Below are 21,198 nucleotides of genomic sequence, written 5' to 3' on the forward strand. Positions count from 1 at the left end.
TGTCGGTGGGCCCGGATAACCTCGTAGACGTGTCGTCCCTTGCGCTGTACCGCCGCTACCGCCCCGAGTCGTTCGCCGAGGTCATCGGTCAGGAGCATGTCACTGACCCGCTGATGCAGGCGCTGCGCAACAACCGGGTCAATCACGCGTACCTGTTCAGTGGGCCGCGAGGCTGTGGCAAGACCACCAGCGCGCGCATCCTGGCCCGCTGCCTGAACTGTGAGCAAGGCCCCACGCCCACCCCCTGCGGGGAGTGCCAGTCCTGCAAGGACCTCGCGCGCAACGGGCCGGGTTCCATCGACGTCATCGAGATCGACGCGGCCTCGCACGGTGGTGTGGACGACGCCCGTGACCTGCGCGAGAAGGCCTTCTTCGGGCCCGCCTCCAGCCGGTACAAGATCTACATCATCGACGAGGCGCACATGGTCACCCCGGCGGGCTTCAACGCCCTGCTGAAGGTGGTCGAGGAGCCGCCGGAGCACCTCAAGTTCATCTTCGCCACGACCGAGCCCGAGAAGGTCATCGGCACCATCCGGTCCCGGACGCACCACTACCCCTTCCGGCTCGTGCCCCCCGGCACCCTGCGGGACTACCTCGGCGAGGTCTGCGGCCGCGAGGGCGCCCACGTCGAGGAGGGCGTGCTGCCGCTCGTCGTGCGCGCCGGAGCCGGATCCGTCCGTGACTCCATGTCCGTCATGGACCAGCTCCTGGCCGGCGCCACCGAGCAGGGTGTGACGTACGCCATGGCCACCTCGCTCCTCGGGTACACCGACGGCACGCTCCTCGACGCCGTCGTGGACGCCTTCGCCGCCGGGGACGGGGCCGCCGCCTTCGAGATCGTCGACCGGGTGGTGGAGGGCGGCAACGACCCGCGCCGCTTCGTCGCCGACCTGCTGGAGCGGCTGCGCGACCTGGTGATCCTGGCCGCCGTGCCCGACGCCCGGGAGAAGGGGCTGATCGACGCCCCCAACGACGTGGTCGAGCGGATGCAGGCCCAGGCCTCCGTCTTCGGGGCCGCCGAGCTGTCCCGGGCCGCCGATCTGGTCAACACGGGGCTCACGGAGATGCGCGGGGCCACCTCGCCCCGGCTGCAGCTGGAGCTGATCTGCGCCCGCGTGCTGCTGCCCGCCGCCTTCGACGACGAGCGTTCCGTGCAGGCGCGGCTCGACCGGCTGGAGCGCGGCGGCGCGGCATCCGCCGCCGCTGCCTTCGCCCCGGCCCCCGCCATGGGCTACGTACCGGGGCCGGAGGCCCACGCGATGGCCCCCGCGGCCGTACGGCCCCCCGTGCAGCCGGCTCCGACCCAGCAGGCTCCCGCGCACCAGGCTCCCGCGCACCAGGCCCCCGCCCCGGCCCCGGTGGCTCCGCCCGAGCCGGTGGCCGCCGCCCCGGCTCCGGCCCCGGCCGCTGCCCCCGGCGCCTGGCCCGGCGCCGCGCAGCCCGGCGGCGGCGCCCCCGGTGCCTGGCCCGGCGCTGCCACGCCCGGGGCTCCCGCGCCCGCACCGGCGGCCCCCGCCGCGGGTGCCTGGCCCGGGGCGGCCACCCCCGGCGCCCCGGTGGCCCCCGCGGCTCCCCCGGCGGCCCCCGCGCAGGCCGCCCAGGCCTCCGCTCCGGCGGCGCCCGACGCCCCGGCACCCGGCATGGCCGCCGGCGCCGGGCAGATCCAGGCCATGTGGCCGGCCGTCCTGGACGCCGTCAAGAACCGCCGCCGCTTCACCTGGATCCTGCTCAGCCAGAACGCCCAGGTCGCCGGCTTCGACGGCACCACCCTCCAGCTCGGCTTCCCCAACGCCGGAGCCCGCGACAACTTCGCGAGCAGCGGCAGCGAGGACGTCCTCAAGGCGGTGCTCGCCGAGCAGTTCCAGGTCACCTGGAAGATCGAGGCCGTGGTCGGCGGGGGCGCCCAGCCGATGGCCCCGGTGTCCGCGTCCTCCTACGGCGCTCCGCCCGCGCCCGCCTACAACCAGCCACCGGCCCAGCAGTCCCCGCAGCAGTCACAGCAGCCCCAGCAGTCGTACCAGCAGCAGCCGCAGCAGTCCCCGCAACAGCCCCAGCAGCCGCAGCAGTCGTACCAGCAGCAGTCCCAGCAGCACCAGCAGCCCACCCACCAGGCACCCCCGCCGGTCGCTCCCGAGGACGACATCGCGGAGGCGGACGACCCCGACCTCGTCGACACCGCCCTCAGCGGACACGACCTGATCGTGCGCGAACTCGGGGCCACCGTTGTAGAGGAATATACGAACGAATAGGGGGTCTGACTTGGGTGCCCGCACGAAGGGCACCCGGGAACGCGGGCTAGTCTTCATCGCGTGAAGGTCCTCGTCATCGGCGGCGGCGCCCGCGAACATGCCCTGTGCCGCTCTCTGTCCCTCGATTCCGACGTCAACGCGCTGTACTGCGCCCCCGGCAACGCCGGCATCGCCGAGGTGGCCGAGCTCCGCCCCGTCGACCCGCTCGACGGCGAAGCCGTCGCCCGCCTCGCCACCGAGCTCCGCGTCGACCTGGTCGTCGTCGGCCCGGAGGCCCCGCTCGTCGCCGGGGTCGCCGACTCCGTGCGCGCGGTCGGCATCCCCGTCTTCGGCCCGTCCGGCGAAGCCGCGCAGCTGGAGGGCTCCAAGGCCTTCGCCAAGGACGTGATGGCCGCCGCCGGCGTCCCGACGGCCCGCAGCTACGTGTGCACCACCCCGGAAGAGGTGGACGAGGCCCTCGACGCCTTCGGCGCCCCGTACGTGGTCAAGGACGACGGCCTCGCCGCCGGCAAGGGCGTCGTGGTCACCGACGACCGGGCAGCCGCCCGCGCCCACGCGCTGGCCTGCGACCGGGTGGTCATCGAGGAGTTCCTCGACGGCCCCGAGGTCTCCCTCTTCGCCATCACCGACGGCGTCACCGTGCTGCCGCTCCAGCCCGCGCAGGACTTCAAGCGCGCGCTCGACGGCGACGCGGGCCCCAACACCGGCGGCATGGGCGCGTACTCCCCGCTCCCCTGGGCCGACCCGAAGCTGGTCGACGAGGTCATGGCCTCCGTCCTGCAGCCCACCGTGGACGAGCTGCGCCGCCGCGGCACCCCCTTCTCCGGGCTGCTCTACGCGGGCCTCGCGATCACCTCGCGCGGGACGCGGGTCATCGAGTTCAACGCCCGCTTCGGCGACCCCGAGACCCAGGTCGTCCTGGCCCGGTTGCGCACCCCGCTCGCGGGCGTGCTGCTGGGCTCCGCCAACGGCACCCTGGACACCCTGCCCCCGCTCAGCTGGCGCGAGGACGCGGCCGTCACCGTGGTCATCGCCTCCCACAACTACCCGGAGACCCCGCGCACCGGGGACCCCATCACGGGCCTGGCCGAGGTGGCCGAGCTGGACGCCCCGCACGCGTACGTCCTGCACGCGGGGACCCGCGCCGAGGGCGACGCGGTCGTCAGCGCGGGCGGACGCGTGCTGTCGGTGACGGCGACCGGTTCCGATCTGGCGGAGGCCCGGGACAGGGCGTATAAGGCGGTCGCGCGGATCGGGCTGGACGGCTCGCAGTACCGCACGGACATCGCCGAGAAGGCCGCGGAATCCCGCTGACCGGCGGCGTTCAGCGGGATTCGACGCAAGCGGGCCCGGTGCGCACTCGGTGCGGCCGGGCCCGCGCGCATGCTCGCGTGCGAGTGCATCCGGCCGCGTTCGAACGCACCCAGCTTTACCCAAAGCCATTCCATCGGGTGATCGTCCCCCGGTCTGCCTGACGGCCGCCTCCGCCCCAACTATGGTGCGGCGCAAGCATTCCGGCTCTCATTCCGGCACATGGCCCACCGGCATTGCGATGTCAGTGGCTGGTGTCACAGTGGGGGAGTGAGCAACGCCGCCGCATGGCAGAGGGGGTGAGGTCCGGCCGTGTCCGGAACCGGTTCGATCGCTGAAGTGGGTACGCCGTCCGCGCGTTCCCGTGCCTTGGCCGTGCTGCGTGTGCGCAGCAGGGCCCTGGCCGTCGGGCTGCTGCCCGCCGCGCTGGCCGTGGTGCTGGTGAGCGCCCGCATGACGGGCCGGCTCGCCGGTGACCCCTGGCAGGCCGTGACCCTCGTCGTGTGCGCCGTCGCCGCGTTCGTCCTGCTCGTCGGCGGGATCTTCGCCGCCGTCGTGCTGCGGGCGAGCCCCGCCATGACCCCGACCGTGCCGCTGTCGGAGTCCGCCGCACCTGATCTCTACCGGCTCGTACGGGACCTGGCGGACCGGATGGACGTTCCTGCGCCCTCCGCGATAGCCCTGACCCCCGACTGCGACAGCTGGCTGGAGGACCGCACGCACGCCGCGCACCGCCGTGCCCGCGGCCGCGCGCTCATATCAGGTGGGGCCGCCGGAGCCGGTGGCCCGGAGTCCGAGCCCGGCGCCGCCCCGGTGCTGGTGATCGGCTCGCCGTTCCTGTGGTGGATGAGGGTCGCCGAGCTACGGGCCGTCCTCGCGCCCGTCGTCGCCGGTACGGGCCCCTCCGCCCACCCGGACATAGCCGATGCGCGCGGATTCGTACGGGGCCTCGACGCCGCCGTGGACGTGGGCGGCCGCCGTTTCCTCGGCTGGATCGGCGCCCCCGCCCGGCTGCTGCTGCGGCTGTGCCGGGTGGACGCCGCCGAGATGGAGCGCGGGGTCGCCGCCGCCGCCTCGGACCGAGCCCAGGGTGTGGACTACGCGCTGCGCATCGTCGCCCAGGAGCAGGTCGGGCTGGCGTACGCCGGCTGGGACCGGCTGCTGACCCGCGTCGCGCTGCCTGCCTGGCGCATGGGCCGCTGGCCCGCGCACCTGGACGCGGGCGTCGTCTCCGCACTGACCGAGCTGTCCCGGCGCGACCGGCTCGCCGACGGGTTCACCTCGCGGCTGGGCGAGCGCCCGGCGTGCGATCTGCTGGACCAGCCGGGTGCGGTGGACGAGGCCGCCTCGCTGCTGGCGGCTCGGCTGTTCCACGGGGGACCGGCCGAGGCCGGTCCGGACTGGTCGCCGGTGGACTGGGCGGCCTATCCGGAAGAGGTCGTCGACCGCAAGTGGCGCACGGAGGCGGCCCGCCTGCTGGCCGCACTGGACGCGCTGTCGGCTCCGTCGGTGCCCGCCGCCTCCACGGTGGAGCGGGTGCTGGCCCACCTCGCGGAGGCCGATGCCGACGCCCTGGCGGGCCGGCTGAGCGGTGACCTGGCGCGGGAGTCCGTGCCCGCCCCGGCGGCCTCCGCCGCGGGCCGCGGGGCCGACACCCTGCCGCTGTTCCCGCTGGAGGCTCCGCGCAGCGGGCGGGACCTGCTGGCGGACCACGTCGTGGCGCTGGTGTGCTGCGCCGCCGTCGACTCCGCCGGGGGTGAGCCCGGGCTGGACTGGCTGGACGGGCCCGTCCTGCTGATCGCCGGGGTGCGGCGGGCCGACCTCGCCGGACCGGTGCTGGCGCTCGTGGAGGACCGGGACCCCGCCCCGCTCCGGGACTGGCTCGCGGAGGTCGGCGTACGCCCCGAGAAGCCGGTCCGTCTGGTCTAGGCCGTCTCTTTCGGATCTTGCCGGTTGAGCCCGCGTCGTCCGGTGCCGTGCATCGGCGCCTTGGCGGGGCGCCGGAGTACTGGACGTACTTGGCGTTCCGCCAAGGCGGCGAGGCGCGGTGCCGGGCGGCGCGGGCCAGGCAAGATCCGGAAGAGACGGCCTAGGGCCTGCGGGCCCCGGGCGCCCCGGGCCCACGCCCCAGGGCGCACGGCACTGCGACCTCTCAGGCCCCCCGGGCCCCAGGACCGGGAGCGGGCGGGATCCCCGTTGAACTTTTCGCGACGAACGGTGACGGAGTGCGTGCGTTATGTGATGTGCTGGGGATCGGTCGCGGCATTCGGGGGAGCGAGGGAGGGGAGCAGCGGTATGGGTGCGGAGCAGATCCGGCGTTGGGAGTCAGGTGCGCTCGCGCACGCGGTCACCGATCCCTTCGGCCAGGGCCCCCTGCCGTGGTTCCGGGGGAGCGAGCTCTACTACGACGACAACGGTCAGGTCGTGCCCTGGTACGTGGACCCGGCCGTCGCCGCCGGGCCGGGGCAGCAGATCCCCAGGGCCCGTGGCGCGGGCGGCCCCCGCACCGCCGACGACGTGCACCGGCAGATCAAGGGGTTCGCCTCCACCGGAGCCGTCGCGCCCGGTGAGGCCATCGACTTCCACATCACCGTGGATCCGCCCCAGCAGTTCTCCGTGGACGTCTACCGCATCGGGCACTACGGCGGTGACGGCGCCTCCAAGATCACCACCAGCCCCCGGCTCTCCGGCATCGTCCAGCCGGCGCCCCTGACCGCCGACCGCACCGTCTCCTGCCACCACTGGTGGCTCTCCTGGCGGCTCCAGGTCCCCTCGTACTGGAGCGTCGGCGCCTACGTGGCGGTGCTGACGACCGCCGACGGATACCGCTCGCACATCCCCTTCACGGTGCGCGACGACCACCCGGCCGATCTGCTGCTCCTGCTGCCCGACATCACCTGGCAGGCCTACAACCTCTACCCGGAGGACGGCAGGACGGGCGCGAGCCTCTACCACGCCTGGGACGAGGAGGGCCGGCTGCTCGGCGAGCGCGACGCCGCCATCACCGTCTCCTTCGACCGCCCCTACGCCGGCGCGGGCCTGCCCCTGCACGTGGGGCACGCCTACGACTTCATCCGCTGGGCCGAGCGCTACGGCTACGACCTCGCCTACGCCGACGCCCGCGACCTGCACGCCGGCCGCGTCGACCCCACCCGCTACCGCGGCCTGGTCTTCCCCGGCCACGACGAGTACTGGTCCGGCCCGATGCGCCGCACCGTCGAGCGCGCCCGCGACCACGGCACCTCGCTCGTCTTCCTCTCCGCCAACACCATGTACTGGCAGGTCGAGCTCTCCCCCTCGCCCTCCGGGGTCGACGACCGGCTCCTGACCTGCCGAAAACGCCGCGGCCCCGGCCGCCCCAGCCTGTGGCGCGAGGTGGACCGCCCCGAGCAGCAACTGCTGGGCATCCAGTACGCGGGACGGGTCCCCGAGCCCGCGCCCCTCATCGTGCGCAATGCCACGCACTGGCTCTGGGACTCCACCGGAGCCGTCGAGAACGACGAACTGCCCGGCCTGGTCGCGGGCGAGGCCGACCGGTACTTCCCGCGCACGCAGTTGCCCGAGCACCAGAGCCGGATGCTGCTCGCGCACTCCCCGTACGAGGACGGCGAGGGCCACCGCCGCCACCAGGAGACCTCCCTCTACCGGGCTCCCAGCGGCGCGCTCGTCTTCGCGTCGGGCACCTTCGCCTGGTCCCCGGCCCTCGACCGCCCCGGGCACGTGGACGAGCGGGTCCAGCGGGCCACCGCCAATCTCCTCGACCGCATCTGCAAGAGGGACTGACCGGACCCGCGGTCCCCGCCCCCGGCCCGGTGCGGGAGAATGGGCCGCGCGCTCGTACAGAACCACAGGGAGACTCCGTGCCCGGATTCGTCGAAAAGCCCGAGCCGGTCCAGGTGCCCGGCCTCGTCCACCTCCACACCGGCAAGGTCCGCGACCTCTACCGCGACGAGGACGGCCATCTCGTCATGGTCGCCAGCGACCGCATCTCCGCCGCCGACTGGGTGCTGCCCACCGAGATCCCGGACAAGGGCCGGATCCTGACCCAGCTCTCCCTGTGGTGGTTCGACCAGCTCGCGGACCTCGTCCCGAACCACGTCATCAGCACCGAGCTGCCCGCCGGCGCCCCCGCCGACTGGGCCGGCCGCGCCCTGGTCTGCCAGAACCTCGACATGGTCCCCGTCGAGTGCGTGGCCCGCGGCTACCTGACCGGCTCGGGCCTCGCCGAGTACGAGAAGACCCGTACGGTCTGCGGGCTGGCCCTGCCCGAGGGCCTGGTCGACGGATCCGAGCTGCCCGCCCCGATCTTCACCCCGGCCGCCAAGGCCGAGGTCGGCGAGCACGACGAGAACGTCTCCTACGAGGAGGTCGCGCGCACCCAGGGCGCCGAAACGGCCGCCCTGCTGCGCCAGACCACCCTCGCCGTCTACGGCCGGGCCCGGGACATCGCCCGCGACCGCGGGATCATCCTGGCGGACACCAAGTTCGAGTTCGGCTTCGACAAGGACGGCAACCTGGTCGCCGCCGACGAGGTGCTGACCCCGGACTCCTCGCGCTTCTGGCCGGCAGACCTGTGGGAGCCGGGCCACAGCCAGCCGTCCTTCGACAAGCAGTACGTCCGCGACTGGCTGTCCTCCCCGGCCTCCGGCTGGAACTCCAAGGGCGAACTCCCGCCGCCCGTCCTCCCGCAGGAGATCGTGGAGCAGACCCGCTCCCGGTACGTGGAGGCCTACGAGCGGCTCACGGGCCAGACCTGGGTCTGAGCCCCCACACGCCCGAGAACGGCGGAAGAACGGCGAAGGGCCCCGGAAACGGGGCCCTTTTCCCCGGGGCGCCGACCCCGGGAAACGAAGAAAGCCCCGGTTTGAGGACCGGGGCTTTCTTCACTGCTGAGCGGACAACGCGACTCGAACGCGCGACATCCACCTTGGCAAGGTGGTGCTCTACCAACTGAGCTATGTCCGCAGGTGCGCCGTAGCGCGAGAACTACTATACCCAACCCCGGGCCCGTGCGAGACGCACCGCCGTGTGCCGGTTCTCGGCGCCCAGCTTCGTCGCCGCCGAGGACAGGTAGTTCCGCACCGTCCCCGGGGACAGTGAGGCCCGCTCCGCGATCTCCGCGATCGGCGCCCCGTCCCCCGCCAGTTCCAGCACCTCGGCCTCGCGGGCGGTCAGCGGGGAGTCGCCCGCGCTGATGGCGTCGGCCGCCAACTCCGGATCCACGTAACGGCCTCCGGCGTGCACGGTACGGATCAGCTCGGCCAGCCGCTGCGCCGAGACGGTCTTCGGCGCGAAGGCCCGTACGCCCGCGGCCAGCGCCCGCTTCAGGTGCCCGGGCCGGCCGTGGCTGGTCACGATCATGGTCTTGCAGTCGGGGAGTTCGGCCCGCAGGGATGTGGCCACGCTCACACCGTCGGCCCCCGGCATCTGCAGGTCCAGCACCGCCACGTCCGGCCGGTGGGCCCGCGCCATCGCGAGCGCCTCCGGCCCCGAGGCGGCCTCGGCGACGACCAGCAGATCGTCCTCCAGCCCCAGCAGCGCGGCGAGCGCGCCCCGGATCAGGTGCTCGTCGTCGGCCAGCAGTACGCGTACGGGGCTCATGCCCGCGCCTCCAGTTCTCGGATCGGCCCGGCCGCCGGGCCGGGAATCTGCGCCCGCAGCCGGAACCGGCCGCCGCCCACCGGGCCGGCCTCCAGCGTGCCGTCCAGCGCCGCGAGCCGTTCCCGCAGGCCCGCGAGCCCCGAGCCCGGCGGCCCGGCCGGGGCCTTGGGGGCCCCGTCGTTCTCCACCACCAGCGTGAGCGCGCCCGAGGGGGCGGCCGTCAGCCGGATCACGCAGCTGCGGGCGTCGCCGTGCCGCAGGACGTTCGTCGTCGCCTCGCGCACCACCCAGCCGAGCGCCGACTGGGCCTCGGCGGGCAGCTCGCGGCCCTGCTCGTACTCGACCAGGCAGTCCATTCCGGCCGCGTGCAGGACTCCGCGCGCACCTTCCAGCTCCACCGCGAGGTTCGCCTCGCGGTAGCCGCGGACCACGTCGCGGACCTCCTTCTGGGACTCCCGGGCGATCCGCTGCACCTCGATCATCTGGTCGACGGCCTCCGGGCGTTCGCGCCGTGCGAGCTGCACGGCCAGCTCGCTCTTGAGGGCGATCACCGCCAGATTGCGGCCCATGACGTCGTGCAGGTCCCGGCCGAACCGCAGCCGCTCCTCGGCCACCGCGAGCTGCGCCTGGACCTCGCGGGCCCGGTCCAGCTCGTACACGGTGTCGAGCAGCCAGCCGGAGAATCCGCAGGCGAAGCTGAGGAAACCACCGGTCAGCAGCACCCCGACGGCCAGACCGGCGGACTCGCTCGCCGAGATGCCGAAGGCGAAGGACGCCAGGCCGACGAAGGCGGCCGTGGCCGGAGCCACGTAGCGCATCTCCCGGACCTTGCGCAGACACAGGACGAACGTGCCGCTGGCGAAGGAGGTCATGCCGACGACGACGGTCTGGGCCGCCGACGAAGCGTCGACGAGGCCGGCCGCCCGCACGGCGAGGACGCCCAGGGAGGCGGCGACGGTCAGGGCGGCGGTGAGGGCCGCGAGCCGCACCGGACGCTCGCGCCGGCCGAGGATCCAGTCGATCGACCGGGAGGAGAGGAAGCCGACGAGCACCGACTGCGCGCACACCGTCAGGAAGAGCGCGAGCCCGACCACCGGCGAGGCCTTCCCGGCCATCGAGCCCAGTGCGGCCAGTCCGATCGACACGATCTCGACGACCACGAAGAAGTGGAACGACCAGCGCGTGTACAGCTCGACCTTCCCCGCGCTGCTGCGGTTCTTCCACCAGCCGCTGAGTTTCATGGCCCCAGTCTCGCGGCCTTGCGGCCGGGACGGGGATGACACCTGTCATGGATCTCGGATATGCGGCAGGAAATACGACAAAGGCCCCGGTCAATGACCGGGGCCTTCATACGCTGAGCGGACGACGCGACTCGAACGCGCGACATCCACCTTGGCAAGGTGGTGCTCTACCAACTGAGCTACGTCCGCATGCTTCCCACGACAAAACTGCCGTGCGATGCGTGCATCACTCTACCTGATCCACAACCGTGGTCGGTAAAGCGAGCAGAGCGGGTGACAGGGATCGCACACTGCGCCTTCCCCCTGGAAGGGGGATGTTCTGCTACTGAACTACACCCGCACGACTTCGGGGTCTGACCTGTGGCCTCGCCCCTTGGCGTGATCCACACACTAGCGGATCCGTGGGGGTGGATGGCAAATCGGCTCTCAGTGAGCGGCGTTGTACTCCTCGTAGACCTTCTTGGGGATGCGTCCGCGCGGCGGGACGTCGAGCTGGTTGGAGCGGGCCCAGGCCCGCACGACCGCCGGGTCGGGGGCGATGGAGGTGTGCTTGAAGGTCTTCCCGGAGCGGGCCTGGCGGCGGCCGGCGGCCACGAACGGGGCGAGGCTCTTCCGCAGTTTCTTTGCGTTGGCCACATTGAGGTCGATCTCGTACGACTTACCGTCCAGCCCGAAGACGACCGTTTCCGATGCATCTCCACCATCGATGTCGTCGGAGATCGTGACTACTACGCGCTGCGCCACGGATATCGGTCCCTTCGTGCGACGCCGCTCCCCGCTGACGTGCGCGGACGGAGCGGTGATGTCGCCTGTGTGGATGTTTCGGAGGAATGCATCTTTCTGGCGTCGCCGTGCACCGAAAAATGCCGGTGCAACGGAGGAATCCTTTGTACCCCGATTCTCATTGCATTGCGAAGCCCAGTTAATTATCTCCGCGTGTCCCGCCGCAATGCCGGGCGCGTGGTTTTCCGGCGGATTTTGCGAAGCGTTGGTGAAGCCGAAACGGCGTGGAGGATCGTACAAGCGAGAAATCTACCCGCGTAGAAATTTCCTCCAGGTACGCTGAGGGAACCGCCTTCGCACCAACCACCTCATCGGGAGTGCCAGTGGCACGCGTCGTAGTCGACGTCATGCTCAAGCCGGAGATCCTCGACCCCCAGGGCCAGGCGGTGCAGCGTGCACTGCCGCGCCTGGGCTTCGAAGGGATCGCCGACGTCCGCCAGGGGAAGCGCTTCGAACTGGAGGTGGAGGGACCGGTCGACCAGGCCGCCCTCGACCGCATCCACAAGATGGCCGAAACCTTCCTCGCCAACACCGTCATCGAAGACTTCACCGTGAAGGTCGAGGCCTGACGGTGACCACTCGCATCGGAGTCGTCACGTTCCCCGGAACGCTCGACGACCGTGACTCGCTGCGCGCCGTGCGCCTCGCGGGAGCCGAGCCCGTATCGCTCTGGCACCGCGACAAGGACCTCCACCAGGTCGACGCGGTCGTCCTCGCGGGCGGCTTCTCCTACGGGGACTACCTGCGCGCCGGAGCCATCTCCCGCTTCTCGCCGGTGATGGAGAGCATCATCGAGCAGGCCAAGGGCGGCATGCCCGTCCTCGGCATCTGCAACGGCTTCCAGATCCTCACCGAGGCCCACCTGCTGCCGGGGGCGATGCTCCGCAACAACCACCTGCACTTCATCTGCCGCGACCAGAAGCTGCGGGTGGAGAACGCGGAGACCGCCTGGACCGGTGACTACACCGCCGGCGAGGAGATCTCCGTACCGCTCAAGAACATGGACGGCCGCTACGTGGCCGACGAGCGGGTGCTGGACGAACTGGAGGCCGAAGGCCGAGTGGCCTTCCGGTACCTCGACGTCAACCCGAACGGCTCGCTGCGCGACATCGCCGGCATCACCAATGCCGCGGGCAACGTCGTCGGCCTCATGCCGCACCCCGAGCACGCGGTCGAGCCGCTGATCGGGACGGGCCGCACCGACGGCCTCCCGTTCTTCACCTCGGTCCTGAAGAAGCTGGTCAGCGCATGAGCCTCGACACCGTCAAGAACGCCACCGAGACCCCGGACGCCTCCCAGCCCTGGAAGGAACTCGGCCTCAAGGAGGACGAGTACGCCCGGATCCGCGAGATCCTGGAGCGCCGTCCCACCGGCGCCGAGCTCGCCATGTACTCCGTCATGTGGTCCGAGCACTGCTCGTACAAGAGCAGCAAGGTCCACCTGAAGCAGTTCGGCGAGAAGGTCCCGCAGAACGACGCCATGCTCGTCGGGATCGGCGAGAACGCCGGAGTCGTCGACGTCGGCCAGGGTTACGCGGTCACCTTCAAGGTCGAGTCGCACAACCACCCGAGCTACATCGAGCCCTACCAGGGCGCGGCCACCGGCATCGGCGGCATCGTCCGCGACATCCTCGCCATGGGCGCCCGCCCGGTCGCCGTCGTCGACCCGCTGCGCTTCGGCGCGGCCGACCACCCCGACACCAAGCGCGTCCTGCCGGGCGTGGTCGCGGGCATCGGCGGCTACGGCAACTGCCTCGGCCTGCCGAACATCGGCGGCGAGGTCGTCTTCGACGCCTGCTACCAGGGCAACCCCCTCGTGAACGCCGGCTGCATCGGCGTCATGAAGCACGAGGACATCCACCTCGCCAAGGCCTCCGGCCCGGGCAACAAGGTCATCCTCTACGGCGCCCGCACGGGCGGCGACGGCATCGGCGGAGTCTCCGTCCTCGCCTCGGAGACCTTCGACGACACGAAGCCGACCAAGCGTCCGGCGGTCCAGGTCGGCGACCCCTTCCAGGAGAAGCTCCTCATCGAGTGCACCCTGGAGATCTTCAAGGAGAAGCTGGTCGCGGGCATCCAGGACCTCGGCGGCGCCGGGCTCTCCTGCGCCACGAGCGAGCTGGCCTCCGCCGGTTCCGGCGGCATGCGCGTGGACCTCGACACCGTTCCGCTGCGCGACGCGACGCTCTCGCCCGAGGAAATCCTCATGAGCGAGTCGCAGGAGCGCATGTGCGCGATCGTCGAGCCGCAGTACGTGGACCGCTTCATGGAGATCTGCGAGAAGTGGGACGTCATCGCCACCGTCATCGGTGAGGTGACCGACGGCGAGCGCCTGGAGATCTTCTGGCACGGCGAGCAGATCGTGGACGTGCCCCCGGGCACCGTCGCCCACGAGGGTCCCGTCTACAACCGCCCGTACGCGCGCCCCTCCTGGCAGGACGCGCTGCAGGCGGACGACGCCGGCAAGCTGCCCCGCCCGCAGACCGGCGAGGAGCTGCGCGCGCAGGTCCTAGCCCTGGTCTCGTCACCGAACCAGGCCTCGAAGTCCTGGATCACCGACCAGTACGACCGCTTCGTCCAGGGCAACACGGTGCTCTCGCAGCCCGAGGACGCCGGCATGGTCCGCATCGACGAGGAGACCAACCTCGGCGTCGCCATGTCCACCGACGGCAACGGCCGCTACGCGAAGCTCGACCCCTACACGGGCGCGCAGCTCGCGCTGGCCGAGTCCTACCGCAACGTGGCCGCGACCGGCGCCAAGCCCCTCGCGATCTCCGACTGCCTGAACTTCGGCTCCCCCGAGGACCCGGACGTCATGTGGCAGTTCGCCGAGGCCTGCCGCGGTCTCGCGGACGGCTGCCTGGAGCTGGGCACCCCGGTGACCGGCGGCAACGTCTCCCTCTACAACCAGACGGGCGACATCGCGATCCACCCGACCCCGGTCGTGGCGGTCCTCGGTGTGATCGACGACGTCAACCGCCGTACGCCGATGGCGTTCGCGGAGGCCGGCCAGCTGCTGTACCTGCTCGGCGACACCGCCGAGGAGTTCGGTGGTTCGGCCTGGTCCGAGGTGGTCCACCAGCACCTCGGCGGCATGCCGCCCAAGGTGGACCTGGGCCGCGAGAAGCTCCTCGCGGAGATCCTCATCTCGGCCTCGCGCGACGGCATGATCGACGCCGCGCACGACCTGTCCGACGGCGGCGTGATCCAGGCGCTCACCGAGTCCTGCCTGCGCGGCGGCAACGGTGCGCGGATCGTGGTGCCGGAGCCGCTGGACGCCTTCACCTTCCTGTTCTCCGAGTCCGCGGGCCGCGCCATCGTGGCCGTCCCGCGCAGCGAGGAGCTCCGCTTCACCGACATGTGCGGTGCGCGGGGCCTGCCGGCGACCCGGATCGGTGTGGTCGACGGCGAGGAGATCGAGATCCAGGGCGAGTTCACCCTCCCGCTGGCGGAGCTCCGTACCGCCCACGAGGGCACGATCCCGGCACTGCTCGCCTGAGCAGCCGTTCTGCACGAACCGCGCAGCCCCCGTCCGGAACCGTTCCGGGCGGGGGCTCGTCCGTTCCGGCAAGGAGCCCGCGCCGACGGCGGTGGCGGGGCCGGCGGGGGGAACGGGGCGCAGATGGAGCAGAGTTGGGGCCGGTGGCTCCTCGGGGCCGGGATACCGGTGATCGTGGCCGCCGTGGGGGTGGGCGGCTGGTTCCTCTACGACAACTCCGGGGACCGTGCGCGGAGCCGGGCGGAGATCATCGAGAACTGTCAGGGACTGGTCGATCCGGATGCGGTGATGGGGTTCGGCATGCCCAGGGTGGAGGCGGGCGCCACGGCGGACCAGGCGTGCGTGCTGCTGCGCGAGGGGACGTTCGAGGGCCAGAAGCAGATGGACGAGTTCGCCTCCGTCACGGTGGTGACCTCCAAGGACGCCGAACCGGGCGGAAGCAGGTTCGATCACGGGCCCTTCAGCGTCACGGCGATCGCGAAGTGCGCCGACCCGGCCAGGTCCGGCGGAGTGACCGCCCTGCGGGCGACCGCCGCCGGCGAGGGCGACGGCCGGGGCAGAAGGGGGCGCGGCTTCCTGTCGGGGCTGGCCCGCGAGGCGGCCGTGCGCGCCGCGGCGAAGGCGGGCTGCGAGACCAGTCTGCCCCCGGCACCGAAGGACTGAGGTGGGCCGTCCGGCCGGTCCGGGCGGCGTAGGGTCGGCCCCATGCCGCCCGCCAAGAAGAAGCCGCGCACCTACGACCACGCCAGGACCCGCGCGGCCGTCCTCGCGCAGTTCCACCACGTCCGCGACGCCGTACGGGAGTTGGAGCCGGAGCAGCTCGCGCGCCCGAGCGGGGTCGGGGACTGGTCCGTCGCGGAGCTGGCCGCGCACATCGCGTGGATCGCCGACTCGCTGGCCGGCGGCCTCGCCCGGCCGCCCGCCGCCGTCGCCGAACTGTCCGCCGCCGAGTGGCCCTTCGCGACGGCCTCGCTCGCCGGGAAGATCGCCGAGGCCGCCAAGGAGACCCTGGAGGGCGCCCCGCTCGCCGAGCTCTACGACCGGGCCGGAGCCCGCCTCGCCGAGGCGCTCGAAGCGAACCCCGGCGGGCGCGTGCTCGACCTGTGGATCGGGGCCATGACCCTGGCCGACTTCCTGGTCACCCGCACCGTCGAGCTCGTCGTCCACACCGAGGACCTGCGCCGCGCCACCGGCCTGGACATCCCCCTGGACCGCCAGGCCCTGGCGGCCTGCACCCGGCTGCTCGCCGACGCCCTCGCGATCAAGGCTCCGGGCGGGGCGGTGGAGTTCCGCGTGCCGCCGTTCGCGGTGGTGCAGTGCGTCGAGGGGCCCCGGCACACCCGCGGCACCCCGCCGAACGTGGTGGAGACCGACCCGCTGACCTGGATCCGGCTCGCCACCGGCCGGACGAGCTGGGCCGAAGCGCTGGACGGGGCCCAGGTCAGGGCCAGCGGCGAGCGCGCCGACCTCTCGGCGCTGCTCCCCCTGATGAGCTGATCCGGGAACCGGTTCGCGGCCGGCCGCGTCCCACCGGCATGCGTACGCTGCCGCTCCTCCCCGCCGCCCTGGTCGCCGTACTCGCGCTGTCCGCCACCGCCACCGCCTGCGGTGACGGCGGCGCCGATCCGGGGACGCAACCCGCCCGCGGGTTCTCCGGATCCTGGTCGGTCGAGAGCCTGACCGTCGACGGCGCGGTGCTGCGCGCTCCCGCTGCCGCCCGGCTGTCCGTGGAGCGCGGCAAGGGCTACGAGGCCGAAGCCAGCGGAAACTACGGCTGCAACGGCTTCACGGCCGCGGTGGTCTTCGACTCGGCGGCCACCATGACCGTGTCGCCCGGCGCCCACACGGACATGGCCTGCGCCGACCTGCCGTTCGAGACGGCCTTCGCCAAGCTCTTCCGGGGCTCGCTGACCGTGGAACAGGGCCAGGAGAAGATCACGCTGAAGACCTCCGACGGGAGCACGATCGCCCTGAACTCGAAGCCTCCGGCCCCCGCGGCCCCGCTCGTCGCCACGCAGTGGACCGTGGATTCCCTGATCAAGGGGGAGACGGCCTCCTCGGTCCCGGCCGGCGCCGAGGGCCGGGCCCGCTTCACCGTGGGCGCGGACGGGACGGTGAGTGGCAACCTCGGCTGCAACCGGTTCAGCGCGAGCGCCGCCGTCGAGGGCAACCGGCTCACCGTCGGCCCCCTCATCACCACCCGGATGGCCTGCGAGGGCGGACCCGGAGAGGTCGAGCGGGCCCTCACGGAGCTGTTCGGCGGCGGCCCGCTCGACTGGAAGATCCAGGGCGACGCCCTCACCCTCACCGCGACCGGTTCGGGCACCGCCATCACCGCGAAGGCGGCCTCGGCCGTCGAGTGACCTCCGCTCTCAGACGTGCGCGGTCCCGCCGTCCTTCGCCATCGCCCCGGCGATCCGGCGCACGGACTCGGCCCACACCTCGTCCGGGAGCTTCGGCAGCACGTCGTCCCACAGCGGCAGACAGGAACCCCGCAGCTGCAGCATCCCCTCGGGGCGGGCCATCAGGAAGAGGTGCAGGTGGGCGCCGCCGTCCCCCCACTTGTTCACATGGACGCGGGCGATCCCGTCCAGCGTGCGGATCGCCCGCTCCACCCGCTGGAGCATCGCGCCGAGCTCGGCCGCCCGCTCGGACGGCAGGTCCAGCAGGTCGTGGTGGCCGCGCGGCACCAGCATCACCGCCGCCGGCAGTGCGCCGTGCTCCGCGTGCAGCCGCCAGTGCTCGTCCGTCCAGAGGTAGCTGGAGTCCGGTCGGGCGCAGGAGCGGCAGGTGTCCGGCCCGGCCTCACCGCCGCGGGGCGGCTCGGGCAGGACGGGATCCTCCAGCACCTTGATCCGCAGGTCCCCCTCGTACGGGAAGATCTCCCAGAACGGGATGCCGTCGGCGGGGAAGGGGATCCGCTCGCCGATCGGCAAACCACGTACGTACTCACTGGGTTCGGGTATCGCATCGCTCATGATCCGCAGCTTTCCACAGGCTGTGGACCACGCCGGCGGCCCGGGGACGGGTGATCAGCCCGGGTACGGCAGCAGCCCCGCGTCCGTCTTCTCCCAGGCCGCCCGCAGCTCGGCCAGGCGGGCCGGCTCCAGGGCCGCCTTGTCGGCCTGCTCGCGGATGTCCCCGGCCAGGTTGAAGAGCTGGTCGCGGCCCGCCTTGCCGCGGTAGTACTTCCAGTCGCCGCGGCGCAGCGCCCGCTCCCCGCGCACGCGCCAGAAGAGGTTGCGCTCGGCGACCTTCTCGCCGCGCAGCAGGTACCCGGCCAGGCTGACCCCGTCCAGCGGGTACGCCGGGTTCGCGCGGGCGCCCGCCAGCTCCAGCAGGGTGGCCGTCCAGTCGGGGGTGAAGACCGGCACGTGGCTGACCTGGCCGCCGTCGAGCCGGGCGGGCCAGCGCACGATGTTCGGGACGCGGATGCCGCCCTCCTGGAGGGAGGACTTGTTGCCCGCGAGCGGCCAGTTGTGGGAGAAGCGCTCGCCGCCGTTGTCGCTGGAGAAGAAGACCAGGGTGTCCTCCTCCTGGCCGGAGCGATTGAGGGCCCGCAGCACCTCGCCGATCGAGCGGTCGAGGTCCTCCACCATCTCCTTGTACTTCTCGATGGACCCGCCGTCCTCGTGCCACAGGGCCCGCCTGTCGCCGGCCTTGATCCGGCGCGTGACCTCGGCGCTCGCCTCGGTGTCCCCGTCGGCGATCCACGGCCAGTGCGGGGTGGTGAAGTTGAGGTTCAGCAGCCACGGCTTGTCGCCGTGGTCGCGGGAGACGTACTCACTCGCCCGTTCGGTCAGGATCCGCGTGTAGTAGCGCAGGTCCTTGTACTCGGCGTCGCCCTCGTAGAGGTCGTACGAGCCGTCCCCGCCCAGCTTGGAGTAGTACTCCAGCGCCCCGCCGAAGTTGCCGAAGAACTCCTCCCAGCCCGACTTGGTCGGGCTGTAGTCGGGCAGGAAGCCGCAGTGCCACTTGCCTATGAGCGCGGTCGAGTACCCGGAGCCGCGCAGCAGCGAGGCCAGCGTCGGGTGGGTCGGCTCCAGGCCCGCCGACTTGTCGGCGATGGGCTCGGCGAGCCCGCCCTTGGCGCGGCCCGGGTAGCGGCCGGTGTACAGGCTGAAGCGGGTCGGGGAGCAGGTGGCGGAGCCGGAGTAGGCGTCGGTGAAGCGGACGCCCTGGCGGGCGAGCCGGTCCAGGTGCGGGGTCTTGATGTGCGCGGAGCCGTACGAGGACAGGTCGGCCCAGCCGAGGTCGTCCCCGAGGATGAACAGGATGTTCGGGCGGCGGGAGCGGCGGCCCCGCTCCTGCGCCCGGAACTCCCTCTCCTGCGGGCCCGCCAACCGGGCTTCGGCGGGCGCGGCCTGGGCCGGGGCGGCGGCGCCCAGCCCCACGGCCGCGGCGGCCGCGGTCACGCCGACCGCGCCGCCGAAGGCGCGCCGGGACAGGTTGGGTTCGTACGAGGTCACGGGTACTCCAGAGCAGGGCCCGCCGGCCGTCCGGCGCGGGCCGGCTCCGGGCGGCGCGGGACGGCGCAGGGCACGGCGGAGCGGATGCGGACGGAAAGCGGCGGGGAAAGGAGAAAAAGGAAAGGGAAAAGCGCGTGTGACTACGCAGAACAGCGACAGATGGCGCTGGCGACACGGACGAGGTCCACGTGTCGGCGCGCGACGAGGGTGACGGTGCGGTCACCGAGAGGCTGCATGTGCCGGAGCCTGTACGAAACCACAGGCGACTGTCAACCAGGGCAATCCGGATATTGAGACGAACAGGTTTCGTCACCCTGCGTGCTGTGACATTTCCCGGGCATCCCCAATTCGGACCAGTGGTCGATCTCGCCTACACTCGGGGGCGTGCCTCGTGGTGATGGACGACTCAACCACGACCTGCTCCCCGGCGAAAAGGGCCCCCAGGACGCTTGCGGCGTCTTCGGTGTCTGGGCTCCGGGTGAAGAGGTCGCCAAGCTCACCTACTTCGGACTGTATGCACTACAGCACCGCGGACAAGAGTCCGCGGGTATCGCTGTGAGCAACGGTTCCCAGATCCTCGTCTTCAAGGACATGGGCCTCGTTTCCCAAGTCTTCGACGAAACCTCTCTCGGCTCGCTCCAGGGTCATATCGCGGTCGGTCACGCCCGCTACTCGACCACTGGTGCCTCCGTCTGGGAGAACGCTCAGCCGACCTTCCGTGCGACCGCCCACGGCTCCATTGCCCTGGGTCACAACGGCAACCTGGTGAACACCGCCGAGTTGGCCGAGATGGTCGCCGACCTCCCCCGTCAGGACGGCCGCGCCACCCAGGTGGCGGCCACCAACGACACCGACCTGGTCACCGCCCTCCTGGCCGGCCAGACGGACGACGACGGCAAGCCCCTGACCATCGAGGAGTCGGCCACCAAGGTCCTCCCGAAGGTGAAGGGCGCCTTCTCGCTCGTCTTCATGGACGAGGGAACGCTCTACACCGCCCGTGACCCGCAGGGCATCCGCCCGCTGGTCCTCGGCCGCCTGGAGCGCGGCTGGGTGGTGGCGAGCGAGACCGCCGCCCTCGACATCTGCGGCGCCAGCTTCGTCCGCGAGGTCGAGCCGGGCGAGCTGATCGCGATCGACGAGAACGGTCTGCGGACCTCTCGTTTCGCGGAAGCAAAGCCCAAGGGCTGTGTCTTCGAGTACGTCTACCTGGCGCGCCCGGACACCGACATCGCCGGCCGGAACGTCTACCTCTCGCGTGTCGAGATGGGACGGCGCCTGGCCAAGGAAGCCCCGGCCGAGGCCGACCTGGTGATATCGACGCCGGAATCGGGCACGCCCGCCGCCGTCGGCTACGCCGAGGCCAGCGGGATCCCGTACGGCGTGGGCCTGGTCAAGAACGCCTACGTGGGCCGGACCTTCATCCAGCCCTCGCAGACGATCCGCCAGCTCGGCATCCGCCTCAAGCTCAACCCCCTCAAGGAAGTCATCCGGGGCAAGCGCCTGGTGGTCGTGGACGACTCGATCGTCCGCGGCAACACCCAGCGCGCCCTGGTCAAGATGCTCCGCGAGGCCGGCGCGGCGGAGGTCCACATCCGGATCTCCTCGCCGCCGGTGAAGTGGCCGTGCTTCTTCGGCATCGACTTCGCCACCCGGGCCGAGCTGATCGCCAACGGCATGTCGGTCGACGAGATCGCCACGTCGCTGGGTGCGGACTCGCTCTCGTACATCTCGCTCGACTCGATGATCGAGGCGACGACCATCCAGAAGCCCAACCTCTGCCGTGCCTGCTTCGACGGCGTGTACCCCATGGAACTGCCTGACCCGCAGCTCCTGGGCAAGCAGCTCCTGGAGACGGAGCTGGCCGGCGGCACCGACGCCGCCGACGCCCTCCGGCGCCCGTAGGGCCCGAGGCAGCGCCACGGTCCGCGGGCTCGTCAGAGCCCGCGGACCGGGCCCCCTCCCCTCTCCCCCCTCATCCTGCTCAACCTGCGCGAGGCCTTCTCTTTCAGGCTTTTCCGGGGCCTCGCACCACTCGCAGCAACGACA

Annotated in this window: 18 protein-coding genes and 3 tRNA genes; 12 read left to right on the forward strand and 9 right to left on the reverse strand. The window is 72.0% G+C overall.

Annotated elements, in window-relative coordinates:
- Positions 1 to 29: 29 nt before the first annotated feature.
- From OG276_RS19150 to OG276_RS19170, 5 genes are all read left to right on the forward strand, one after another.
- Positions 30 to 2,249: a DNA polymerase III subunit gamma and tau gene (locus OG276_RS19150; RefSeq protein ID WP_266907105.1), complete on the forward strand. Its 2,220-nt coding sequence runs from the start codon at positions 30 to 32 to the stop codon at positions 2,247 to 2,249.
- Positions 2,250 to 2,309: 60 nt separating this feature from the next.
- Positions 2,310 to 3,563: a phosphoribosylamine--glycine ligase gene (gene purD / locus OG276_RS19155; protein WP_266907107.1), complete on the forward strand. Its 1,254-nt coding sequence runs from the start codon at positions 2,310 to 2,312 to the stop codon at positions 3,561 to 3,563.
- A 309-nt stretch (positions 3,564 to 3,872) separates the two neighbouring features.
- The gene (locus tag OG276_RS19160; protein ID WP_266907109.1) at positions 3,873 to 5,489 is read left to right on the forward strand and encodes a hypothetical protein; all 1,617 of its coding nucleotides are present in this window, start codon (positions 3,873 to 3,875) and stop codon (positions 5,487 to 5,489) included.
- A gap of 366 nt (positions 5,490 to 5,855) precedes the next feature.
- Positions 5,856 to 7,343 carry a N,N-dimethylformamidase beta subunit family domain-containing protein gene (locus OG276_RS19165; protein ID WP_266907111.1) on the forward strand — a complete coding sequence of 496 codons (1,488 nt, stop codon included), beginning with the start codon at positions 5,856 to 5,858 and terminating at the stop codon, positions 7,341 to 7,343.
- A 77-nt stretch (positions 7,344 to 7,420) separates the two neighbouring features.
- Complete coding sequence (locus tag OG276_RS19170; RefSeq protein WP_266907112.1) at positions 7,421 to 8,323, forward strand: phosphoribosylaminoimidazolesuccinocarboxamide synthase; 903 nt, start codon at positions 7,421 to 7,423, stop codon at positions 8,321 to 8,323.
- A gap of 129 nt (positions 8,324 to 8,452) precedes the next feature.
- Here OG276_RS19170 and OG276_RS19175 read toward each other — a convergent pair.
- From OG276_RS19175 to OG276_RS19200, 6 genes are all read right to left on the reverse strand, one after another.
- Positions 8,453 to 8,525: transfer RNA gene (locus OG276_RS19175), tRNA-Gly, on the reverse strand.
- A gap of 24 nt (positions 8,526 to 8,549) precedes the next feature.
- Entirely contained in the window at positions 8,550 to 9,161 is a 612-nt protein-coding gene (locus OG276_RS19180; protein WP_266907114.1) for a response regulator transcription factor, read from the reverse strand.
- Entirely contained in the window at positions 9,158 to 10,402 is a 1,245-nt protein-coding gene (locus OG276_RS19185) for a sensor histidine kinase (protein ID WP_266907116.1), read from the reverse strand. The genes OG276_RS19180 and OG276_RS19185 overlap by 4 nt, the downstream gene beginning before the upstream one ends.
- Before the next feature lie 116 nt (positions 10,403 to 10,518).
- Positions 10,519 to 10,591 (reverse strand) — tRNA-Gly (locus OG276_RS19190).
- A 79-nt stretch (positions 10,592 to 10,670) separates the two neighbouring features.
- Positions 10,671 to 10,742: transfer RNA gene (locus OG276_RS19195), tRNA-Gly, on the reverse strand.
- An 86-nt stretch (positions 10,743 to 10,828) separates the two neighbouring features.
- Positions 10,829 to 11,146 (reverse strand): Lsr2 family protein, encoded by a 318-nt coding sequence (locus tag OG276_RS19200; RefSeq protein ID WP_266879001.1) that lies wholly within the window; start codon positions 11,144 to 11,146, stop codon positions 10,829 to 10,831.
- Between the two features lie 356 nt (positions 11,147 to 11,502).
- On the opposite strand from OG276_RS19200, the gene purS reads away from it, so the two are divergent.
- The 6 genes from purS (at position 11,503) to OG276_RS19230 (ending at position 17,046) form a co-directional block, all read left to right on the forward strand.
- On the forward strand, positions 11,503 to 11,754 hold the full coding sequence (purS, locus tag OG276_RS19205) for a phosphoribosylformylglycinamidine synthase subunit PurS (protein WP_008740952.1): 252 nt from the start codon (positions 11,503 to 11,505) through the stop codon (positions 11,752 to 11,754).
- Between the two features lie 2 nt (positions 11,755 to 11,756).
- A complete protein-coding gene (gene purQ, locus OG276_RS19210) occupies positions 11,757 to 12,437 on the forward strand; it encodes a phosphoribosylformylglycinamidine synthase subunit PurQ (protein ID WP_266907118.1) in 681 nt (226 codons plus the stop codon).
- On the forward strand, positions 12,434 to 14,683 hold the full coding sequence (gene purL, locus OG276_RS19215; protein ID WP_266907120.1) for a phosphoribosylformylglycinamidine synthase subunit PurL: 2,250 nt from the start codon (positions 12,434 to 12,436) through the stop codon (positions 14,681 to 14,683). Before purQ ends, purL begins: the two co-directional genes overlap by 4 nt.
- A gap of 123 nt (positions 14,684 to 14,806) precedes the next feature.
- Positions 14,807 to 15,346, forward strand: coding sequence for a hypothetical protein (locus OG276_RS19220; RefSeq protein WP_266907122.1), 540 nt, complete (start codon positions 14,807 to 14,809; stop codon positions 15,344 to 15,346).
- A gap of 42 nt (positions 15,347 to 15,388) precedes the next feature.
- Entirely contained in the window at positions 15,389 to 16,180 is a 792-nt protein-coding gene (locus tag OG276_RS19225; RefSeq protein WP_266907124.1) for a maleylpyruvate isomerase family mycothiol-dependent enzyme, read from the forward strand.
- Between the two features lie 38 nt (positions 16,181 to 16,218).
- Positions 16,219 to 17,046, forward strand: a complete 828-nt coding sequence (locus OG276_RS19230; RefSeq protein WP_266907126.1) for an META domain-containing protein — start codon at positions 16,219 to 16,221, stop codon at positions 17,044 to 17,046.
- Between the two features lie 9 nt (positions 17,047 to 17,055).
- On the opposite strand, the gene OG276_RS19235 is transcribed toward OG276_RS19230, so the two are convergent.
- The 3 genes from OG276_RS19235 to OG276_RS40955 all read right to left on the reverse strand — a co-directional run bounded on the left by OG276_RS19235 (position 17,056) and on the right by OG276_RS40955 (position 19,388).
- Positions 17,056 to 17,661 (reverse strand): HIT family protein, encoded by a 606-nt coding sequence (locus OG276_RS19235; RefSeq protein WP_266907128.1) that lies wholly within the window; start codon positions 17,659 to 17,661, stop codon positions 17,056 to 17,058.
- A 54-nt stretch (positions 17,662 to 17,715) separates the two neighbouring features.
- On the reverse strand, positions 17,716 to 19,152 hold the full coding sequence (locus OG276_RS19240; RefSeq protein ID WP_266907130.1) for a sulfatase: 1,437 nt from the start codon (positions 19,150 to 19,152) through the stop codon (positions 17,716 to 17,718).
- 140 nt (positions 19,153 to 19,292) lie between these two features.
- Positions 19,293 to 19,388 (reverse strand): putative leader peptide, encoded by a 96-nt coding sequence (locus OG276_RS40955; protein ID WP_323187867.1) that lies wholly within the window; start codon positions 19,386 to 19,388, stop codon positions 19,293 to 19,295.
- Positions 19,389 to 19,536: 148 nt separating this feature from the next.
- Between OG276_RS40955 and purF the strand changes: the two genes are divergently transcribed.
- On the forward strand, positions 19,537 to 21,054 hold the full coding sequence (purF, locus tag OG276_RS19245) for an amidophosphoribosyltransferase (RefSeq protein WP_266907132.1): 1,518 nt from the start codon (positions 19,537 to 19,539) through the stop codon (positions 21,052 to 21,054).
- Positions 21,055 to 21,198 lie beyond the last annotated feature (144 nt).

Source organism: Streptomyces sp. NBC_00086 (assembly GCF_026343255.1).
Lineage (GTDB): Bacteria > Actinomycetota > Actinomycetes > Streptomycetales > Streptomycetaceae > Streptomyces.